The sequence below is a fragment of the Novosphingobium indicum genome (assembly GCF_014645195.1).
Lineage (GTDB): Bacteria > Pseudomonadota > Alphaproteobacteria > Sphingomonadales > Sphingomonadaceae > Novosphingobium > Novosphingobium indicum.
On sequence record NZ_BMLK01000014.1, the window covers coordinates 49,724 to 68,928 of the forward strand.

The 19,205-nt window shown below is 64.7% G+C and carries 12 protein-coding genes; 5 read left to right on the forward strand and 7 right to left on the reverse strand.

What is annotated here, in order from left to right:
- Window positions 1–69: 69 nt before the first annotated feature.
- Window positions 70–909 carry a TorF family putative porin gene (locus IEX64_RS15080; protein WP_188820818.1) on the forward strand — a complete coding sequence of 280 codons (840 nt, stop codon included), beginning with the start codon at window positions 70–72 and terminating at the stop codon, window positions 907–909.
- A gap of 146 nt (window positions 910–1,055) precedes the next feature.
- Complete coding sequence (locus IEX64_RS15085; protein ID WP_188820820.1) at window positions 1,056–2,060, forward strand: sodium:calcium antiporter; 1,005 nt, start codon at window positions 1,056–1,058, stop codon at window positions 2,058–2,060.
- Between the two features lie 148 nt (window positions 2,061–2,208).
- On the opposite strand, the gene IEX64_RS15090 is transcribed toward IEX64_RS15085, so the two are convergent.
- On the reverse strand, window positions 2,209–4,770 hold the full coding sequence (locus IEX64_RS15090; protein ID WP_188820822.1) for a cation-translocating P-type ATPase: 2,562 nt from the start codon (window positions 4,768–4,770) through the stop codon (window positions 2,209–2,211).
- 148 nt (window positions 4,771–4,918) lie between these two features.
- On the opposite strand from IEX64_RS15090, the gene IEX64_RS15095 reads away from it, so the two are divergent.
- A complete protein-coding gene (locus IEX64_RS15095; protein WP_188820824.1) occupies window positions 4,919–7,798 on the forward strand; it encodes a CHAT domain-containing tetratricopeptide repeat protein in 2,880 nt (959 codons plus the stop codon).
- On the opposite strand, the gene IEX64_RS15100 is transcribed toward IEX64_RS15095, so the two are convergent.
- Window positions 7,795–9,381 (reverse strand): BCCT family transporter, encoded by a 1,587-nt coding sequence (locus IEX64_RS15100; RefSeq protein ID WP_188820826.1) that lies wholly within the window; start codon window positions 9,379–9,381, stop codon window positions 7,795–7,797. The genes IEX64_RS15095 and IEX64_RS15100 overlap by 4 nt on opposite strands.
- Before the next feature lie 364 nt (window positions 9,382–9,745).
- On the opposite strand from IEX64_RS15100, the gene IEX64_RS15105 reads away from it, so the two are divergent.
- Together IEX64_RS15105 and IEX64_RS15110 are read left to right on the forward strand one after the other, a co-directional pair.
- Window positions 9,746–12,400: a TonB-dependent receptor gene (locus tag IEX64_RS15105; protein WP_188820828.1), complete on the forward strand. Its 2,655-nt coding sequence runs from the start codon at window positions 9,746–9,748 to the stop codon at window positions 12,398–12,400.
- Window positions 12,401–12,491: 91 nt separating this feature from the next.
- Window positions 12,492–14,477 carry a tetratricopeptide repeat-containing sulfotransferase family protein gene (locus IEX64_RS15110; RefSeq protein WP_188820830.1) on the forward strand — a complete coding sequence of 662 codons (1,986 nt, stop codon included), beginning with the start codon at window positions 12,492–12,494 and terminating at the stop codon, window positions 14,475–14,477.
- A 6-nt stretch (window positions 14,478–14,483) separates the two neighbouring features.
- Here the strand turns inward: IEX64_RS15110 and IEX64_RS15115 are convergent, their stop codons facing one another.
- From IEX64_RS15115 to IEX64_RS15135, 5 genes are all read right to left on the reverse strand, one after another.
- On the reverse strand, window positions 14,484–15,716 hold the full coding sequence (locus IEX64_RS15115; RefSeq protein WP_188820832.1) for a dipeptidase: 1,233 nt from the start codon (window positions 15,714–15,716) through the stop codon (window positions 14,484–14,486).
- A gap of 121 nt (window positions 15,717–15,837) precedes the next feature.
- Window positions 15,838–17,172 carry a PepSY-associated TM helix domain-containing protein gene (locus IEX64_RS15120; protein WP_188820834.1) on the reverse strand — a complete coding sequence of 445 codons (1,335 nt, stop codon included), beginning with the start codon at window positions 17,170–17,172 and terminating at the stop codon, window positions 15,838–15,840.
- Entirely contained in the window at window positions 17,169–17,747 is a 579-nt protein-coding gene (locus tag IEX64_RS15125) for a hypothetical protein (RefSeq protein ID WP_188820835.1), read from the reverse strand. The genes IEX64_RS15120 and IEX64_RS15125 overlap by 4 nt, the downstream gene beginning before the upstream one ends.
- Before the next feature lie 165 nt (window positions 17,748–17,912).
- Window positions 17,913–18,788, reverse strand: a complete 876-nt coding sequence (locus tag IEX64_RS15130; protein ID WP_188820837.1) for an acyl-CoA thioesterase — start codon at window positions 18,786–18,788, stop codon at window positions 17,913–17,915.
- A complete protein-coding gene (locus IEX64_RS15135) occupies window positions 18,781–19,185 on the reverse strand; it encodes a MerR family transcriptional regulator (RefSeq protein ID WP_188820964.1) in 405 nt (134 codons plus the stop codon). The genes IEX64_RS15130 and IEX64_RS15135 overlap by 8 nt, the downstream gene beginning before the upstream one ends.
- Window positions 19,186–19,205 lie beyond the last annotated feature (20 nt).

Genomic DNA, 19,205 nt, shown 5'->3' on the forward strand with positions numbered 1-19,205 from the left:
AGCAGGATTCGGCACGCCGGTCGCAGGAAGGAACGTGAATAATCACATCAACATGAGGGCGTTCCACATATGAAAACTCGTCTGCTTGCAGGTGCCGCAGGTCTCGCCGCGGCCTGCCTCGCGTTTGCTGCTCCCGCTTCGGCGCAGGACATCCCCGAATCCATTACGATTTCCGGTAGTGCCACGCTGGTCACCGACTACCGCTTCCGTGGCGTCTCCATGACCGACAAGGAAATGGCGATCCAGGGTGGTATCGACGTCGCGCACGAAAGCGGCTTCTACATCGGCACCTGGGCTTCGAACCTCTCGGGCTGGGGTACCTTCGGCGGTTCCAACATGGAACTCGACATCTACGGTGGTTTCGCGACCGACATCGGCAGCGGCATCAACCTCGACGTCGGTGTGACCTGGTACATGTTCCCGGGCGGCCTCGACACGACCGATTTCGCCGAGCCCTACGTGAAGCTGTCGAGCGACATCGGCCCGGCCAACGTTCTCGTCGGCGTTGCCTATGCCCCGAAGCAGGAAGCTCTGGGCACCTGGTACAACAGCGCCGCTTCGGCCACTTACGACAACCCGGGTGACAAGGGCGACAACCTCTACATCTGGACCGACGCCAGCATTGCCGTCCCCGAAACGCCGCTGACCATCAGCGGTCACATCGGCTTTTCCGACGGTAACCCGGGCCTTGGCCCCTGGGGCACCAGCCCGGCGCCGACCGGCAAGTACATGGACTGGAGCCTGGGCGCCGAATACGCGCTTGGTCCGCTCACGTTCGGCGTGGCCTATATCGACACCGATCTGACGAAGTCGGAAACGGCCTACCTGCAGCCGAACTTCTCTTCGAGCAAGAACGGTTCGTCGATCGCCGGATCGACCGTCGTGTTCTCGCTCTCTGCTGGTTTCTGACCTACCCACAGTCAGAAAAACGCGGCGCCCTAGCCGCACTTTGGACGCCCGGCCCCGCGAAGCCGGGCGTCTTTTCGTTTGGGCGGGGAAACTGATTTGTGCCCGCTGACGCTATCCTGAAACCTCCGATCGGGTATGCTGTGTGAATGGTGGTCGCCTGGCTTCAGTTTCTCGCATGCATGGCGGTGATCGCCATTGCCGGCCCCTCTCTCACTCGCAGCGCTCACGCGATCGCCCGGCTTTCCGGCATGTCGCAGGGCTGGGCCGGCCTGATCCTGCTGGCCACGGCGACCTCGCTGCCTGAGCTCTATACCGGGATCAGTTCGGTTGCTCTGGCCAACGCCCCGAACATCGCGATGGGTGACGCGCTGGGCAGTTGCCTGTTCAACCTTGTCATGCTGGTCATTCTCGATGCGCTATCGCGCGGTGAGCCGGTGTGGCGCCGGGTCGATCAGGGGCACATTCTCACAGCGGGTTTCGGCGTGATCCTGATCGGTTTCGTCGGCGCATTGGTTCTCGTCGTGCGCGAGGGCTTCGACTTCAAGATCGGTCATGTCAGCCTCTATTCGCCGCTGCTTCTGCTGCTGTACCTGATCGCGATGCGCGCGGCGTTCCACTACGAAAACCGCCCCCGGGCGGTTGCCAAGGAGCCGGCCGCCATTGTCGAAGGCGAGACGCTGGGGCGCTCCATCCAGCAATACGTTCTGGCGGCGCTGGTCGTTGCCGGGGCCGGGGCATGGCTGCCTTTCGCCGGTCTGGACGTGGCGGCTGCCATGGGGTGGCAGACATCGTTCGTCGGAACCCTGTTCGTGGCGGCGGCGACATCCATTCCCGAACTGGTCGTGACGATCATGGCGCTGCGGCTGGGCTCGGCCGACATGGCGATCGGTAACCTGTTGGGCAGCAACCTGTTCGCCATTCTCGTGATCGCTATCGACGATCTTGCCTATGGCCACGGTTCGCTGTTCGCGGCGGTATCCCCGGCGCATGCGGTGACGGCTTTCGCGGGCTCGATCATGGCAGGCATCCTGATCGTCGCGCTGCTGTACCGACCGGGAAACCGCTTCTTCGGCGTGATCAGCTGGATCGGCTTGGCGCTGCTGGCGGTCTATCTGCTGAGTGCCTACACGATTTATCTGCACGGGCACTGAGCTTTTAAGTCGGATCGACATTCAGCCCTGACGGCCTGCAAATGGTGCTTTTTCGTGCTTCCGGTGCTCACGTGCCAAAAGTACGCTGCGCTCCGGGGCCCGGAAAAACACTATTTTCGGTTCGCCATCTTCTGAATGTCGATCCGCCCTAGCGCGCGATCCCTCTGCCATAGTGGCGCTTCGCCAAGGCCAGAACAGAAGCGAGGGCGACGACCATGACGCTGACGGCAGCGATGCCGCGCATATCCAGCACGGCGAAGTGAAACAGGTCTGCCACCGGCTGGATCAGGAAGAGTGAGGCGTAGATCGCGCCGGTGACGCCCAGGATCACGAAGAACGTCAGGTTATGGCCTGTGCGATGCGGCCCCTTGCCGATGCGGAAGGAGCGGTTGATGAAGACCAGCACCAGAACCGTGCAGATCAGTCCGGCAAAGCAGGTCGCGCGGAACAGCTCGTCCTCCATGCCGGAGAAATGCGTCCAGGCCGCCAGCGCCACGAGGAAGACAAGCGCGAGGCCGCCTTGTAGTACCGACCACTTGAGCAGCGCGCGCGTGACCAGCGGGCTTTCCGGATCGCGCGGCTCGCGGCGCATGATGTCCGCCTCTTCGGGCTCGGCCTCGAACGAGAGCGAGCAGATCGGGTCGATGATCATTTCCAGCAGCGCGATGTGCACCGGGCCGAGGATGATCGGCCATCCGGTCAGCAAGGGGGCAATGGCAAGACCGCCGATGGGCAGGTGCACGGCGAAGATGAACTCGGTCGCCTTGCGGATGTTGTCGTAGATCCGGCGCCCGAGCTGCACGGCGACGGGGATCGACTTGAAGTCGTCGTCCAGCAGGACAAGCGAAGAGGCTTCGCGCGCGACATCGGTGCCGCGCTGGCCCATGGCGACGCCGATGTGCGCGGCCTTGAGCGAGGGGGCATCGTTCACACCGTCGCCGGTCATCGCGACCACTTCGCCCGCCGCCTTGAGCGCGCGCACGATGCGCAGCTTCTGTTCGGGCATGACGCGGGCGAACACAGCTATCGTGCCGATCTGTGCGGCGAGGTCTTCGTCGCCGAGCGCCTCGATTTCGTCACCGGTCAGAGTACCGCCTTCGGCGATACCGGCTTTCGCTGCGATGGCCCGCGCGGTCGCGGGATAGTCGCCGGTGATCATCACCACCCGGATGCCCGCGCCCTGCAATGTGCGCACGGCCTCGGGCACGCTTTCGCGTAACGGATCGGCCAGACCGACGAGCCCGGCGAAGGCGAAGTCGAACTGGCGCTGGCTTTCGGGCAATTCACCGTCCTCCCAGCGGCCCTGGGCGACGCCAAGGATGCGCAGGCCGCGTTCGGCCATTTCGGCGACGGAGGCTTCCATCGCGTGCCGCTCTGCGCCGTCCAGACCGCACAGTTCGGCAATCGCTTCAGGCGCGCCCTTGGCGGCGACCAGCTTCCCGTCCTGTTCGTTGCTGGTCCAGACGTGGGTCATGGCCAGCAGTTCGGGAGCCAGCGGGTAGTGGTGGTGGAGGGTCCAGCCTTCGTCCTGGCGGTCTTTCAGCTCGACGTTCGGAAAGGCGCTGTCGAGCTGATGAAAGGCCTTCTCCATCGGATCGAAGGGCTCTTCGGGGCAGGCGAGAATGCCCGCGCGGGCCAGATCGCGAAAAGGTTCGGGAAAGGTAACGCCGTCCTCGCCGGGGCGGAAGGCTTCCCCGCCGGGTAGCCGCATTTCCTCCACCTGCATGCGGTTCTGCGTGAGCGTGCCGGTCTTGTCGGTGCACAGCACTGTTGCTGCGCCCAGCGTCTCGATGGCCGTCCCGCGCCTTGCCAGCACGCGCGAACGGGACATGCGCAGCGCGCCCATGGTCATGAACAGCGTGAGGACTACCGGCAGTTCCTCGGGCAGCAGCGACATGGCGAGCGCGATGCCGGAAAGCAGCGCATCGACCCAGCTGCCTCTCAGGAAGCCGTAGAGCAGGATCGCGAGCACGCTGACGCCGATCCCACCGGCGGCGAACCAGCGCACCAGCTTGCGGGTCTGCAGGGTCAGGCGCGGCGTTTCATTGCCCAGCGTCGAAAGCGACTGGCCGATAGCCCCAATGCGGGTGCGTGGCCCTGTGCCCGCGACCCGCAGCAGCCCGGCACCGCGCACGACCAGCGTGCCCGAATAGGCATAGGGAATGCCGTCGCCGCCGGGCACCGGCGCTTCGTTCGGTTCTTCCCCTTTGAGCGCGGCTTTGGTCACGGCGACGGATTCGCCGGTCAGGATCGCTTCGTCCGCCTGCAGCGTGTCGGCTTCGATGACCCAGCCGTCTGCCGCCACGCGTCCGCCTTCGCTCAGGACCAGCAGGTCGCCGCGAACGACATCGCGCGAGCGGATCGACTGGCGTCGGCCATCGCGGATGACTAGGGCTTGCGGCATCGAGAGATCGCGCAAGGCATCGATGGCTTTTTCGGTGCGGGCTTCCTGAACCACGGCAATGACGATGGTCAGCCCGGCAAAGGCCATCAGGATCAGGGCATCGTGCAGCTCGCCCAGCACCAGATAGATCGCGCCCGCTCCCAGCAGGAACAGCAGCATGGGCTCGCGCAGGACACCTGCCGCAACCGCTAGGATCGAGCGCTTCTTGGCGCTGGAAAGTTCGTTGGGACCGTCCGCCGCAAGGCGCGCTTCGGCATCGCTCTGCGTCAGACCATGGCGGGCTGGATTGGAAGAGGGCTCTGTCATCGTACGCGAGCAGTGTGTTTGCTAATTGTGACGGGATCAAGATGGCGATCACTTCGGCTTGCTGTTGCCCGTGTCGATGCATGGTTTATGAGTTTGCCATTCGGGGGAAGGGGCAAAGGCAATGCGATTCAGGGCGATACGGCGTGCGATGCTGCTGGCGACAGCGCCGGTGCTCGCCGCTGCAAGTTGGCAGGCAATGGCTGCAACCGGCCCCGGCGAAGCCATGGCGTCGGCCATCGCGAAGGCCGAAGCGTCCGATCCCAGCGGCCAGCCCGCAGAGACCGAGGCGGCCTGGCGCAAGGTGCTCGCGCTGGAAGAAGGCGCTGCCAAGCCCGATGCCCTGCTGCGTGCCCGCGCCTACAACCGGATTGCCGACACTTTCTACTACCGCGGCCGACCCGACCAGGGGCAGGCGGAGATGGAGCACGCTGTCGCTGTGCTGGAAGAGGCCGGGCTGGGGGCGACGGACATGATGTCCGAAACGCTCACCAACCTCGGCGTCATGCTCAGCGCGCAGGGGCATGCCGAACGCGATGTGGCGATGCAGCGGCGGTCTCTGGCAATCCGCAAGAAGCTCTACGGGGCGGACGACAACCGGCTGGCGCCCAACTATTTCAACCTCGGCAATGCGCTTTACGAACGCGGCTTGCTGGAAGAAGCGGCGGACAACATCGAGCGCGGCGCCCGGATGCGGCTCGCCAGTACCGCGCCGAACGATCCCGAACTGTTCATTACCCTCGCTTCCGCTGCCGGGATCGTGTCTGCCGCCGGACGGCCGGAAGAGGCGATCCGGTTCGCGCAGCAAGGGGTGGATCTGGTCAACCGCTACCATCCCGGACACCCCTACACCGGGTTCGTGCGCGGCGTGCTCGGCAAGGCACTGGTCAACGGCGGACGGGCTTCGGAGGCCATCGAGGTGATCCGGCCGGCTATCGACGAACTTGCCGCGACGATGGGCAAGTCCAACCGTCTGACCGCCGAGGCACGCTCGGTGCTGGCGAAGGCGCAGGCGATCCTGGGCCGTTTCGAGGAAGCCAAGGCGCTGACGCTCGCCTCGATGGGCAAGCACGACGGCAGCGCGCCGCCTGAACAGGTCCGCGACTACCTCAATGCCGCCAATTACGCCGCCGAAGCCGGTCAGGACGCGGAATCGCTGAAGATCGCGCGCGAAGGTCTCGCCATCGCGCGCGAGGTTCTGCCACCCGGCCATCAGGTCCTGTCGCAAATGGCGATGGCGACGGCGATGGCTACCGAGCGGCACGGGGATGATGCCGGGGCTCTGCCGCTCTACCGCGAGGCCCTGCAGATCCTCACCGGGCATGATGGCGCGGATCAGACGCTGATACTGCGCACGGAAATTTTTCTCGGCGGTTCCGAGATCCGTGCAGGCGACCGCGATGAAGGCTACGCGCGTGTCGCCAGAGCGGCCGATGCGCTGGTGCCCCGGATGTACGAAGCAGCCGAAGCGCCTGACCTCGGCGCTTCGGTGAACAGTTATTACGATACTTTCGCGCGCGCGGCCGAAGCGGCAGTGGATGCCGGGCACCCCGCCGATGCCTTCCGCTATTTCCAGCTGGCTTCCTACAACAGCGTCGCGCAGGCGAGCGGGCAGGTCGCGCTGCGCAAGGCTGCCGGGCAGGGCAGCGATGCGGCGGAACTCGTCCGCGATTTGCAGGACCGCCAGCGCCATATGCGCACCCTCAACGTCCAGCTCACGCAACTGCTCGCCAAGGGCAAGACCGAAGCAGCTGAAGCGGTCCGGCGCGACATGGACGAGACGAGCGCGGCAATCGAACAGGGACGCGCGCAGTTGGCTGCGGCCGTGCCGGGCTTCGAGCGCCTCAACACGAGCCGTCCGCTGCCTCTGGAAGATGTGCAGGCGCGGTTGTCGCGCGGCGATGCGGTGCTGCTGGCGCTCCCGTCGCGGCTGCGCACGACCCTGATGCTGGTCACGCCGGATGGTGTGCAGGCGGCCACCAGCACCAGCGCTCGGCCCGACATCCGTTCGCGCGTGGCCGCGATCCGCGCATCGATCGACGATGCGCTGCTCTCGAACCAGAAGGACCTTCCGCCTTTCGATCTGGCAGCCTCGTACGCGCTGTATCGCGATCTGTTTCCCGAGGCCTTCCGGGCAAAGGCAAAGCGGGTGAAGCACCTCTATGTCGATGCCGCCGATGCCCTTGCGCAGGTGCCGTTCTCGCTACTGGTCACGCGTGAGCCCGATGCAGACGGCAGCATGCGCAAGGCGCACTGGCTGATCCGTGACATGAGCGTGGAGGTTCCGGTATCGCTGGGCGCGGTGGGTAGCCCGGAAGAAGCCGTCGACAGGTATCCCGCGTTTGCCGGGATCGGTGCGCCTTCTCTTTCCGGAAATGCCGCGCCTGCGCTCGAACTGGCGGGACTGTTCCGCAATGGCGAGGTCGATCTGGCCGCGGTGCGCGACCTGCCCGCCTTGCCGGGAACGCTCGAGGAACTGCGGCGCATGTACGCCGCTTTCCCGGATGCCCGGTCCCGGCTGCTCACCGGAAACGCGGCACGCGAGGGGGCTGTGAAGCGGATGGACCTTACCCGCTATTCCGTGCTGGCCTTTGCCACGCACGGCCTCATCGCCGGCGAACTGCACGGCTTGAAGGAACCGGCACTGGTCCTGACGCCTCCCGAACAGGCTGAGGACAACGACGACGGCTTGCTGACGGCGGGGGAGATCGCCGATCTGGATATCTCGGCCAATTTCGTGGTGCTTTCGGCCTGCAACACGGCGGCGGGAACGACGCAGGCAGCGCCCGCCTATACGGGGCTTGCCCATGCCTTCCTCTATGCCGGAGCCAAGTCGCTGCTGCTCTCGCACTGGCAGGTGCGCGACGATGCGGCGGCGCGCCTCTCGGTCGCTACCGTGCGCGGCAATGCGCGTGGAAAGAGCCGTGCCGAAGCCTTGCGGTCGGCCATTCTCGACCTGATCGACGACAAGGACGTGCCGGGGAGCGTCCATCCCGCGATCTGGGCGCCTTTCATCCTCGTTAGCCGTTAGGCAGGGCTTTCGTCAGGCTGCCCCTTCGGCTCGGCTGGCGCAGGCGGATGCGCTGCATGGGCGCGGAGCATCTTGATCAATCCGTAGCACATGGCGAGCAGCACGAGCGCGAAGGGTAGCCCGGTAACGATTGCCGCCGTCTGCAACGCCTGTAGGCCGCCGGCATAGAGCAGCGCTCCGGACAGGGCACCGATCGATATGGCCCAGGTCACGCGCGGCACGAAGCGGGCTTCGTGGTGGCCGCCCGAAGCGATCATTGCCGTCACCAGCGCGCCGGAATCCGCCGAGGTCACGAAGAAGGTCGCGACGATCACGACCGCCAGCCCGGACATGATCTGGCTGAGCGGGAAGTGATGGAGGAAGGCGAAAAGCGCGTCCGGCATCGAGACGTTCACCGCCTCGGACAGCCCGCCCGCGCCGAACAGCTCGATGTGCAGGGCGCTGTCGCCGAAGATGGTCATCCACGCGAAGGTGAAGAGGCTCGGCACCAGCAGCACGCCGGCGATGAACTCGCGGATCGTGCGGCCATAGGAAATGCGGGCGATGAAGATGCCGACAAACGGCGACCAGCTGATCCACCAGGCATAATAGAACAGCGTCCACGAACTCTGCCAGTCCTCGCTGGTATAGCTTTCCGTCCAGGTCGAAAGATAGATGAAGCGCTGCGCGTAGTAGCCCAGGTTCTGGATGAAGCTGTCGAGCAGGTAGACGGTCGGGCCCGCGATAAGCACGAACAGGGCAAGGCCCACGGCGAGTGCCATGTTCGCTTCGGACAGCCGTTTGATACCGACGTCCAGCCCGAGCGCCACCGACAGCGTGGCAAGCCCGGTGACGACGACAATGATGATCGCCTTGACGAGGCCGGTCTCGGGCACGCCGAACAGCAATTCCAGCCCGGCATTGATCTGAGAGGCGCCGAAGCCGAGCGAGGCGGCAACGCCGCAGACGGTGGCGGTTATGGCGAGCACGTCGATCGCGTCCACGAGCCAGATCGGTACGCGGGGGAAAGCAGCACGAAGGAAAGAGCTGATGCTGAGGGTCAGCCCCTTGTTGTAGGCCACGAACGCGAGGCCGAGGCCGATCACGGCATAGATGGCCCAGGCGTGCAGGCCCCAGTGCAGATATGTCAGCCCCATGGCGTGCTGTGCATTGCGCGCGAGGCCTTGCGGCAGGGTGGCGCCGGGGTCGGAGAAGGCGGAAATCGGCGGGTTCGAAAAGTGCAGGACCGGTTCGGCCACACCGTAGAACAGCAGGCCGATACCCATTCCGGCGCTGAACAGCATTGCGAACCAACTGGTTGCGGCATAGGCGGGCCGTGCAGTCGGACCGCCCAGCCTGATGTCGCCCAGCCGGGTGAACGCGAGATAGGCACACAAAATCAGGATGATGTTGGCCGTTCCGACCAGCAGCCAGCCGAAGTTGTGTGTGGCAAACGATTGTATCTGGTCAAATCGCTCGGCCGCGACATCGGCGTTGAGCAGCGCAAACGCCATCAGCGCCCCTATCGCAGCGATGGCTCCGAAGAATACGGTCGGTTTGAAGTCCGCAACGGGACTTGCTGCATTGTTGGATTGACTTGCCATCCCGATGAGACCCCAAGAAAATGACGCTTTTGTTACTGCGGCTTTATTTGTTATTTGAAATAATAATCAAATACAGAAAATGAGTTGTGAATGAGTAAATCCTAATCAGAAATGACATTATGTGGATGGTGCGGATTTCTATAGGTGAATATGTTGGGTGTTGTGATTATGCAACGTCTCAAATTTCATGTCGCATCACACCAATGACGGGCTGGCGCTTTTGAAATTGATTGTTTAACGGGCGCGTCGAGCCGGGGTTGGACTCGTTTCCAGGCTCTGTATCTAGAGCGTTTCGGCAACGTCGAAGCGCCGTCTGGCGCGTGCGCGTCAGGCGCATCCCGTAGTCAACACAGGGGAAGAGAACATGTTCAAGCATTGCAGCGGCGCGTCGATCGGCGCGCTGGCAATCGCTATCGCCGCGACCGGCACCGCCCACGCGCAGGATGCCGCACCGGCAGAACGCAAGGGCGGTGTCGTCGAAATCGTCGTGACCGCGACCAAGCGCACCGAAAACTTGCAGGACGTTCCGCTGTCGGTCAACGCGCTCGGCGGTGAGGAACTCGACAACCTGGGCGTCGATACCTTCGACGATTATCTCGAGCAGCTGCCGAGCCTGACGGCCGGCGGTTCGGGCCCGGGCCAGAGCACCATTTACATTCGCGGCCTCGCCTCGACGACGCCGAACCTGACGACGGCCGGTGTCGCCGGTCTCGCGCCCAACGTCGCCATGTACCTCGACGAGCAGCCGCTTTCGCAGCCGGGCCGCAACCTCGACGTCTATGCCGCCGACCTTGAGCGCATCGAGGTTCTCGCCGGTCCGCAGGGCACGCTGTTCGGCGCCAGCTCGCAGGCCGGCGTGGTTCGCCTGATCACCAACAAGCCCGACCTTGCCGGCTTCGACGCGTCGGCCAAGGCGGGCGTGTCCTTCACCAGGAAGGGCGAGCCGAGCTACAAGGGCGAAGTCATGCTCAACGTGCCCGTCAGCGATACGCTGGCCGTGCGCGGCGTCGTCTATCTCGACGACCGGGGCGGTTACATCGACAATGTCCATGGCACCCGCACCGCTGCTGAAAGCGCGCGCTTCCGTCCGGCTGGCACCATCCGCGACAATGGCGTTCCCGTCAGCTCGCAGCGCGCCGGTTTCCAGGCTGGTGCCGACCTGTCCAACGTCAACTTCATTGCCGCGGACAACACCGGTCTGGTCCAGAAGGACTTCAACGACACCCAGTATGCCGGCTTCCGCGTCAGCGCGCTGTGGGAAATCAACCCGGACTGGAAGGTCACGGTCGCCCACAGCCGGCAGAGCGTGGAATCGGACGGTGTCTTCTTCGCCGATCCGGAACTGGGGCTCGACGATCTGTCGGTCCAGCGTTTCGAGGATGACCGTCTCGAGGACGATTTCTCGAACACCGCATGGACCGTCGAGGGCCGTCTGGCGATGCTCGATGTGGTCTACACCGGCGCCTACACCGACCGCCGCACCGACCAGAAGGTCGACTACACCGACTATCTCTTCGTGGGTCAGTACCTGCCGTACTACATATGCGACGGTTCGGTGTCGTACCCGGGCTCGGCCGATCCTTCGGGTACCTGCCAGGCTCCGAACCTCTACGTGACCTCGCACAGCGAGACGCAGCAGTTCACGCAGGAACTGCGTTTCAGCACGCCGCAGGAAAACCGCTGGCGCGTCACTGCTGGCGGCTTCTACTCGAAGCTGACGCTCGAAGAGCGTAACGACTTCATCTATCCCGGCAGCCAGTACATCGACCTGTTCGGCCTCAACGGCTTCCCGGACAACTATCCGTTCCCGGGCGCGTGGCAGAGCGATGCGGGGCCGTTCCCGCCGGGCGGCATCTTCCGCAACGACGTGAAGCGCACCGACGAGCAGTTCGGTCTGTTCGGTGAAGCGTCCTTCGACGTCGTTCCCGACGTGCTGACGCTGACTCTCGGCGCGCGTTACTACGACGTGAAGGTCGATCTGGCCGGTAGCGCGAACTCCTCGTTCTGTAACTCCTACGGCAGCGACCAGGACGCGTTCGGCACCAACATCTCCGATCTCTACGACGGCGATGGCCAGTACACCTTCATCGGTTCGTGCAACCCCGACCTGCGTCAGACCTTCAATCAGGGCGACAGCATCGACGACATCATGGCTGCCGGCCTGAGCCAGGCCCAGGCGACCCAGGTGTTCAACGCCCTGTCCGCTCCGGACAAGGCGAAGACCAGCGGCACGATCTTCAAGGGCACGGTTACCTTCAAGCCGGTCGAAGACGTGATGCTGTACATGACCTATTCGGAAGGTTTCCGGCCGGGTCTGCTCAACCGTCCGGGTGGTGCCGTCGCGCCGTCGGGCAACTTCACGGTGCCCTTCGCGCTCGATACCGACGAAGTGAAGAACTACGAGTTCGGCTGGAAGACCGAAGGTTTCGACCGTCAGGTGCGCTTCAATGGTAGCGCCTACTACGTCGACATCTCGAACCTGCAGACGACGATCTTCGACACGAGCATCGTCAACCTGTTCTTCTCGGACAACGCGGCCGATGCGCGCATCTTCGGTGTCGAGGGTGACTTTACTTTCGCACCCTACGCCGTGCCGGGTCTGACGGTTGCAGGCGCGTTCTCGTTCCTCAACACCAAGATCACCAAGGTGCTGACGCCGACGAACGACGTGACCAAGGGCTCCAGCCTTGCCTATGCGCCGAAGTTCCAGGGCAACCTGCGCGTGCGTTACGAATGGGATCTGGGCGATTCCGGCATGGTCGCGCACGTGATGCCGCAGGCTGTGTACTCGGGTTCGAAGTACACCGACATCATCGACATCAACCGTCTGAAGCTCGACAGCTACACGACGTTCTCGCTGTCGGCCGGCATCAAGAAGGACCAGTGGAGCTTCGAGGTCTACGGTGAGAACCTGACCGACAAGCGCGCGCAGGTCTCGGGCAACTTCTACTACGACCGTGCCCGCATCACCACCAACCGTCCGCTCACGGTCGGTATGCGTGTGGGCTGGCATTACTAAGCCGGTACATTCGTCACGCTGACGAAAATCGGGCGGCAGGCAGGGTCGGGGGGCCTTGCCTGCCGCTTCCCGTTTGCGGCAAGGAAGAACGATGGCCGATCCAGATCAGACGCGCCCCGAGGGTGAGACGCTCGCCGCTGCACAGGATGCCCTGCGGGGAGGCAGGTTCGAAGATGCCCATGCCGGTGCGCAGGCGATCCTCGCGCAGGAGCCGGAGAATGCCGAGGCGCTCTATCTGGCCGCCGTCGCCTGCCGCTATCTGGAGCGGTTCAAGGAAGCCTCCGAGTGTCTCGATCGGCTGGGCGCGGTAATGCCCGAGTACGGGCGGTGCTGGCAGGAACGCGGCCATCTGGCGCGGGCGCAGGGCCAGGTCGAACGCGCACTAGCCGCCTATGCCCGGGCCGTGCGCTACAATCCGGTGCTCGAGGCCAGCTGGCGCGCGCAGGTTGATCTCTATGCGCAGACCGGTCGCCCAGCCGAAGCCGCCACGGCACGGGCGCAGGCCGAACGGGTTTCCGCATTGCCGCGCGAACTGCTCGCCGTGTCCAATCATCTGCACGAAGGCCGCCTGCTGCGCGCCGAGGAAATCTGTCGCCACTACCTGCGTCAGCATCCTCGCGATGTAGAGGGCATGCGCCTGCTGGCGGAAATCGGCAGCCGGCTGGGCGTGCTCGACGATGCCGAATTCCTGCTCGAAAGCGCGGTGGCTTTCGCGCCCGATAATATGCAGTTGCGGCTCGACTACATCCAGACATTGCGCAAGCGGCAGAAGTTCGCTCGCGCGCTCAAACAGGCCGAGGCGCTCTATGCGCGCGATCCGGAAAACCCGCTGTTCGCCTCGCACCTTGCCATCGAGGCGATGCAGACGGGCGACTACGAGCGGGCCTTTGCCCTGTTCGACAAGGTGCTGCACAAGGTACCGGGCGATCCGGCCACGCTGACCAGCAAGGGCCATGCGCTCAAGACCGCGCGGGGCGGGGACGAGGCCGTTGCCGCCTATCGCGCTGCGATTGCCGCGAAGGCCGATCACGGCGATGCCTGGTATGCGCTCGCCAATCTCAAGACATGGCGCTTCGATCCCGCCGACCTCGAAGCTATGCGCACCCAGCTTGGCTGCAGCGATCTGGCGTTCATGGACCGCGTCCACCTGACTTTCGCGATGGCCAAGGCCAGCGAGGATGCGGGTGACTATGCGCAGGCCTTCCGTTATTACGATGAAGGCAATGCCCTCAAGCGCCGGCAGACCCGCTACGACGCCGACCGCATGAGCGAGGAACTGGCGGCGCAGGCGCAGCATTGCACCGACGAACTTTTCGAGAAGAACGCCGGAAACGGCCATCCCGCGCCCGATCCGATCTTCATCGTCGGCCTGCCGCGCGCGGGATCAACGCTGCTCGAGCAGATCCTCGCCTCGCATCCGATGATCGATGGCACGCTGGAACTGCCCGACATTCTGGCGCTGGCCCACCGGCTGCGCGGGCGCCGGGCGGGGGAGTCACGCTATCCGCAGATCCTGCACGACCTGACTGGCGAACAGCTCGCGGGCATGGGCAAGGGCTACATCGAGAGCACCAGCATCCACCGTCAGGGCGCGCCGCTGTTCATCGACAAGATGCCCAACAACTTCCGGCACATCGGCCTGATCCACCTGATCCTGCCCAATGCCAGGATCATCGATGCCCGCCGCACGCCGATGGACTGCTGCTTCTCGGGCTTCAAGCAGCTCTTCGCCGAAGGGCAGGAGTTTACCTACGGTCTGGAGCAAGTCGGCCGCTACTATGCCGACTACGTGAAGCTGATGGACCACTGGGATGCGGTGCTTCCTGGCAAGGTGCTGCGGGTTCAGCACGAGGACGTGATCGACGATCTCGAAGGGCAGGTGCGGCGCATGCTCGACTATATCGGCGTGCCGTTCGATCAGGCCTGTATGGACTTCCACAAGACCGATCGCGCGGTGCGCACGGCCAGTTCGGAACAGGTCCGCCAGCCGATCTCGCGCGCCGGGGTCGATGCGTGGAAGCCCTACGAGGCCTGGCTGCAGCCGCTGCGCGATGCGCTTGGCGATCTGGCGCCCTGACCGGCGTCAGCGCTCCGCTGAGGCCTCGACCGTACGCATGACGCGCAGCACATTGCCGCCCCAGATCTTGGCGATGTCTTCCTTGCTGTAGCCGGCGTCGAGCAGGGCTGCGGTAATCCGGGGAAGATCGCTGACGTCTTCCAGCCCGACCACACCGCCGCCGCCATCCCAGTCCATGCCGATGCCGACATGGTCCGGGCCGACGACATCGAGTGCATGAAGCAGGTGCTTCATGAAGTCATCGAACGTGGCGCGGTCGGTGTCGGGATAGCGAGCGTCGATTTCGCGCCGCCTGGCGAGAAGCACTTCCCATTGCTCGGCGGTCATGGTCGCCTCCTCGCCCATCTCGGTGGAAAGCGCCCTGTAGGCTGCGGCGCGTTCGGGATTGGGACTGCGGGCGCGGAGATAGCCCCCGTAGCTGTTGATCTGGATGACCCCACCCTTGGCCGCGAGCGCACGCAGGCGGTCATCATCGACGTTGCGCGGATGATCGAAGATTGCCTTGCAGCCCGAGTGCGAGAGCACGACCGGGGTGGTCGACTTTGCAATCAGCTGGTCGAGCACCTCGTCGCTCGAATGCGAGCCGTCGATGATCATGCCCAGCCGGTTGGCTGCGGCGAGCAGTTTCTCTCCGAGCGGGCTGAGCCCGTGCCACTTGGCTCCGTCCGGATCGGTCGAGCTGTCGGCGAACTGGTTGTTGCCGAAGTGGGCGAAGCCCGTCTCGCGCACGCCCATCTTGTAGAACAGGTCGAGCATCGAGACATCCTCGCCCAGCGGGTAGGCGTTCTCGATGCTCATGTAGACGATGCGCTTGCCTTCGGCATTGATGCGCGCGGCATCGTCCGCTGTCAGAGCCAGTGCGAACTGCTCGGGGTTCGCGGCAATCATCAGCCGGATCGACAGGCCCCGCAGCACCGCGAAGTCGCGTACCTTCGCGTAGTGCTCTGCGCCCAGCGGGCCTTGCGGCGTGTAGATGGCCCAGAAACCGCCATCCAGTTCGCCGTCCTTCATGCGGGGCAGATCGACCTGCGTGTAGTCCTCGCGCATGTCGTGCCGCTCCATGATCGACCAGCCGGGGCGATCGACGGATTCGGGCGTGTCCAGATGCGTGTCGAGCGTGATCATCTCGCGCTGGAAGGCCATGACCTCGGCCGAGGGCATGTCCTCGGCGGCATGGGCGACCTGTAAGGGAAACAGGAGCGCCGCGCCTGCCATCAATCGAAGAGCCGCTGTTCGCATCGGGTCTCTACTCCGCAGAAATTGCGAACCGGGCGTTCGCGAGGGGAGGGCGCGAAGATATCGATGGTGCGGCCAATGTCGATCTCTTCGCGCTACCCCGGCTGCGGAGGCGCTCTGGCGGTCAGATCGCGAGGAGCACCGCGGCGCCGCAGGCCATGCCCAGAAGGCCCAGCAGCCACCGCCGAAAGCGTTCGGGTGCGAAAGGCAGCAGGGCCATGGCAACGATCAGCGCGAACCCGATCCAGAACACGGGAACGAAGGGAACGGCGTTACCCAGCGCAAGCCGCATGACGAGCGTCAGGACCAGCACAAGCGGCGATCCCCACACGACGGCATCCCAGGCTTTGTACAGGCGCGGTTCGTCGTGGCCGCGGCGCCGGCGCTTGCCGAGCCAGATGTAGATCCCGGTCGCGCAGATCGCGGTGAGCGCGGCACCGAATAGCACGTAGGCGAGCTTGACCGTCAGGCCTCCGAAGGTGCCGAAATGCAGGTCGTAGAGCGAGGCGGCGAATTGCTTGCCGGTCTCGCCGTCGGACAGGCCGGAGGTGCCCTGAAAGGCCCCCCTGGCATCGAAGTGGTAATATTCGGCGAAGATCAGGCGACGCGGATGCTTGGCCCAGATCTGGACCGCCTGTCCCTGCGTCATCGGTTCGTGGACGAAGACGTAGGTTGGCGTGACGGCGGGGTAGTGCGCCTGCATGTAGTCCAGCGCGCGGGCGACATTGGGAACCGGGCCGGGAGACATGTCCTCCTCGCCTTCCTGTCCGAAGATCGGCGCATAGACGGCTTCCACGTCGCCATCGTGATAGACATTGGCCAGTCCATAGGCGGTGAGCGAGCCAAGGCCGATGATCGCGCCGGTCAGGGCAATCGCAATGGAGAAGGGTAGCGTCCAGACGCTGAGGCGGTTGTGCCAGTCGGCGAGGCCGATCCCGCCGGGATCGCGGGCCCGCAGGCGAAAGGCATCCCGAAAGATGCGCGGATGCGCAACGACGCCCGAAATCGCCAGCGTCAGGATCATGGCACCCAGCGCGCCGACTACGGCGACGCCGACGATCCCCGGCACGTTGAGGGCATAGTGGAGCGCGACCAGAAAGTCCGACCAGGCGATCTCTTCCGGTCCTGCAAGCGTGCCGTCTGCATTTACGTGCACGGCCTGATTGTCGGTCGTGATCGTGGTGCGCGGCAGATCGTGGGCGGGAAGGTGAACGTAGAGGTGTTCGGTCGTCGGCTTCTCGCTGGCAAGGACGGCTTCCACCGCGCGCTGCACCGATTGCGGCGCGACATGGGCCATCTCGGGCGCGTCGGGCTGTTCGATGCGCTGCAGTTCGGCGTAGAAGACGGCTGCCGTGCCGGTCAGGCAGATAAGGTAGAGCAGGGCGCCTGCAATCAGCCCGACAGCCGCGTGGCTCGCGAGCGCGCGTTTGACGGTCGAAGGTTCCGGGCTTGCGCTCATGACAGAACTCCGAGAGCCAATATCGGCACGACAGGCAGCCCGGCCAGCGCGAGCACCTGGATCTGGGCGCTGCGGCGCGTCTGCATGGTCATGAAGAAAGCGAGCACCGCCCAGATCAGCGGCATGCTCGCCAAGGCCACGACCGTGCTGTTCGCCTCGCTCCATCCGCCCAGCCGCGCGGCGTGACCGATGGCGATGGCCAAGGCCACCGACAGCAGAGCGGCTACGATGGCGACCAGCAGGAACGTGGTGATCCGGGCGCCGATGCGGAGCGGCTCACCCTGTTCGGGCAGCATCCGCACGCGCCGGTTGGAGGCCTTCTGCTTTGCCGGAGCCGATGTCGCGGCGGCCCAGCCCAGCGCAACGAACGCTGCCGTCATAGCGGCGAGGGACGCAATCGATACCCCCCAGGCGCCTGCCGTGTCCCACGCGAGAATGGTCGCGGTGAGGAGAAGCAGCCAGCTTGCCGCATTCAACACGTTCGAGCGTCGGGGCTGAGCCCAGGCGTAGCGCAGCGTTGCCACGCCGCCGATGGAACCGATGCAGGCGGCCGTCAGGAGCAGGGTGTCCGTCACAGCTTCCGGTCGCGCCTGCTAGGCGCCACGCGGGCGCTTTTGATGAAGTGGCTGAGTTGCATAACCGATCCCCTTGCTGCGGCGACCGTGTAATGCGAGTAAGTTGCATTATCAAGAATGACTTGAAGGAAACGCGGATTTTGGGGTGGGTTTCGGCTGCCGGGGTCAGTTCTTTTTGGCGTCGACCACGCGGCACAGGCCTTCCTGCGCGATGCTGGCGACAAGGTTACCCGCACGGTCGAAGATAGAGCCTCTGGCGAAACCGCGTGCATGGCCGGCCCAGGGGCTGTCCATGGCATAGAGCAGCCAGTCGCCCACTTGCGGCGTCGCATGGAACCACACGGCATGGTCGAGGCTGGCGACCTGAAGCTTGGGCGAGAAGAAGCTGACCGGATGCGGAACGACCGCCGTCGTCACCAGTGCGAAGTCGCTGGCGTAAGCGAGGACGATGCGCTGCATGGCGGGGTCTTCGGAATCCATCGGCCGGGCGAGGCGGAACCAGAGGAACTGGCTGGGCATCCCCGTGCCGTGCCCGTCGGGCGAGGGCGGCCCGGGGCGCACATCGAACGCTGCCAGCCTGTCCAGCATTGCGGCGGGTATGGATTGCCCAGAGGCCCCAAGCGCGCTGACGAAGTCGGGACAGGCTTCCGGACCCGGCACGTCGGGCATGTTCGCCGCGTGGGTAAAGCCCTCCTCAGGGCGGTGGAATGAGGCGGCGAGATTGAGGATGGGCAGACCACCCTGCATCGCCACCACGCGGCGGTTGGCGAAGCTGCCGCCATCGAAGTCGCGCAACACGCGGTAGATGATGGGGCGGGTCGTATCCCCGGCGCGCAGGAAATAGGCGTGGAGCGAATGGGCCTGTTTACCTTCGGGCATGGACTGGGCTGCGGCGGAGAGGGCTTGGGCGACAACTTGTCCCCCGAACACGCGCCCGGGCCCTTCCGCAGCGGCCGGGCCGCGGTAGAAATCGGTGTCGATTTCCTCGATGGCGAGAAGTTCGTGCAGCTCCTCCACGGCGGCCTGTCGGGGATCAGTCACGGGTCATGTCCTTGCCGTTGGCCTCGGTGGCGGGAGCGTCGTTCAGCCAGTCCTGGGCCTGCTGGTCGATGACGAGCAATTCTTCCAGCGTCTGCTCGATCGCACGCTTTTGCTGGCGCAGTTCCCCGATCCGCTTGTTCACTTTGACGCGCAGCGTGCGCACCTGTTCCACATGCTCGGGATCGACCTCGTAGAGGTCGAGGAATTCCTTGATCTCGCGAATCGAGAAGCCAAGCCGCTTGCCCCGCAGGATCAGCTGCATCCGGCCGATTTCGCGCCGCGAATAGATGCGCGTCGTGCCGACCCGCTGCGGCGCGATCAGGCCCTTGTCCTCATAGAAGCGCAAGGTGCGCATGGTGACGCCCAGCATCTTCGCCGCATCCTGGATGCCCAGCATTTGCGGGTTGTCCGGGGCAG

Excerpts from the sequence above, each read along its gene's own strand:
- IEX64_RS15080 (WP_188820818.1), top strand. The coding sequence starts at position 70 with ATGAAAACTCGTCTGCTTGCAGGTGCCGCAGGTCTCGCCGCGGCCTGC.
- IEX64_RS15085 (WP_188820820.1), top strand. The coding sequence starts at position 1,056 with ATGGTGGTCGCCTGGCTTCAGTTTCTCGCATGCATGGCGGTGATCGCC.
- IEX64_RS15090 (WP_188820822.1), bottom strand. The coding sequence starts at position 4,770 with ATGACAGAGCCCTCTTCCAATCCAGCCCGCCATGGTCTGACGCAGAGC.
- IEX64_RS15095 (WP_188820824.1), top strand. The coding sequence starts at position 4,919 with ATGCTGCTGGCGACAGCGCCGGTGCTCGCCGCTGCAAGTTGGCAGGCA.
- IEX64_RS15100 (WP_188820826.1), bottom strand. The coding sequence starts at position 9,381 with ATGGCAAGTCAATCCAACAATGCAGCAAGTCCCGTTGCGGACTTCAAA.
- IEX64_RS15105 (WP_188820828.1), top strand. The coding sequence starts at position 9,746 with ATGTTCAAGCATTGCAGCGGCGCGTCGATCGGCGCGCTGGCAATCGCT.
- IEX64_RS15110 (WP_188820830.1), top strand. The coding sequence starts at position 12,492 with ATGGCCGATCCAGATCAGACGCGCCCCGAGGGTGAGACGCTCGCCGCT.
- IEX64_RS15115 (WP_188820832.1), bottom strand. The coding sequence starts at position 15,716 with ATGCGAACAGCGGCTCTTCGATTGATGGCAGGCGCGGCGCTCCTGTTT.
- IEX64_RS15120 (WP_188820834.1), bottom strand. The coding sequence starts at position 17,172 with ATGAGCGCAAGCCCGGAACCTTCGACCGTCAAACGCGCGCTCGCGAGC.
- IEX64_RS15135 (WP_188820964.1), bottom strand. The coding sequence starts at position 19,185 with ATGCTGGGCATCCAGGATGCGGCGAAGATGCTGGGCGTCACCATGCGC.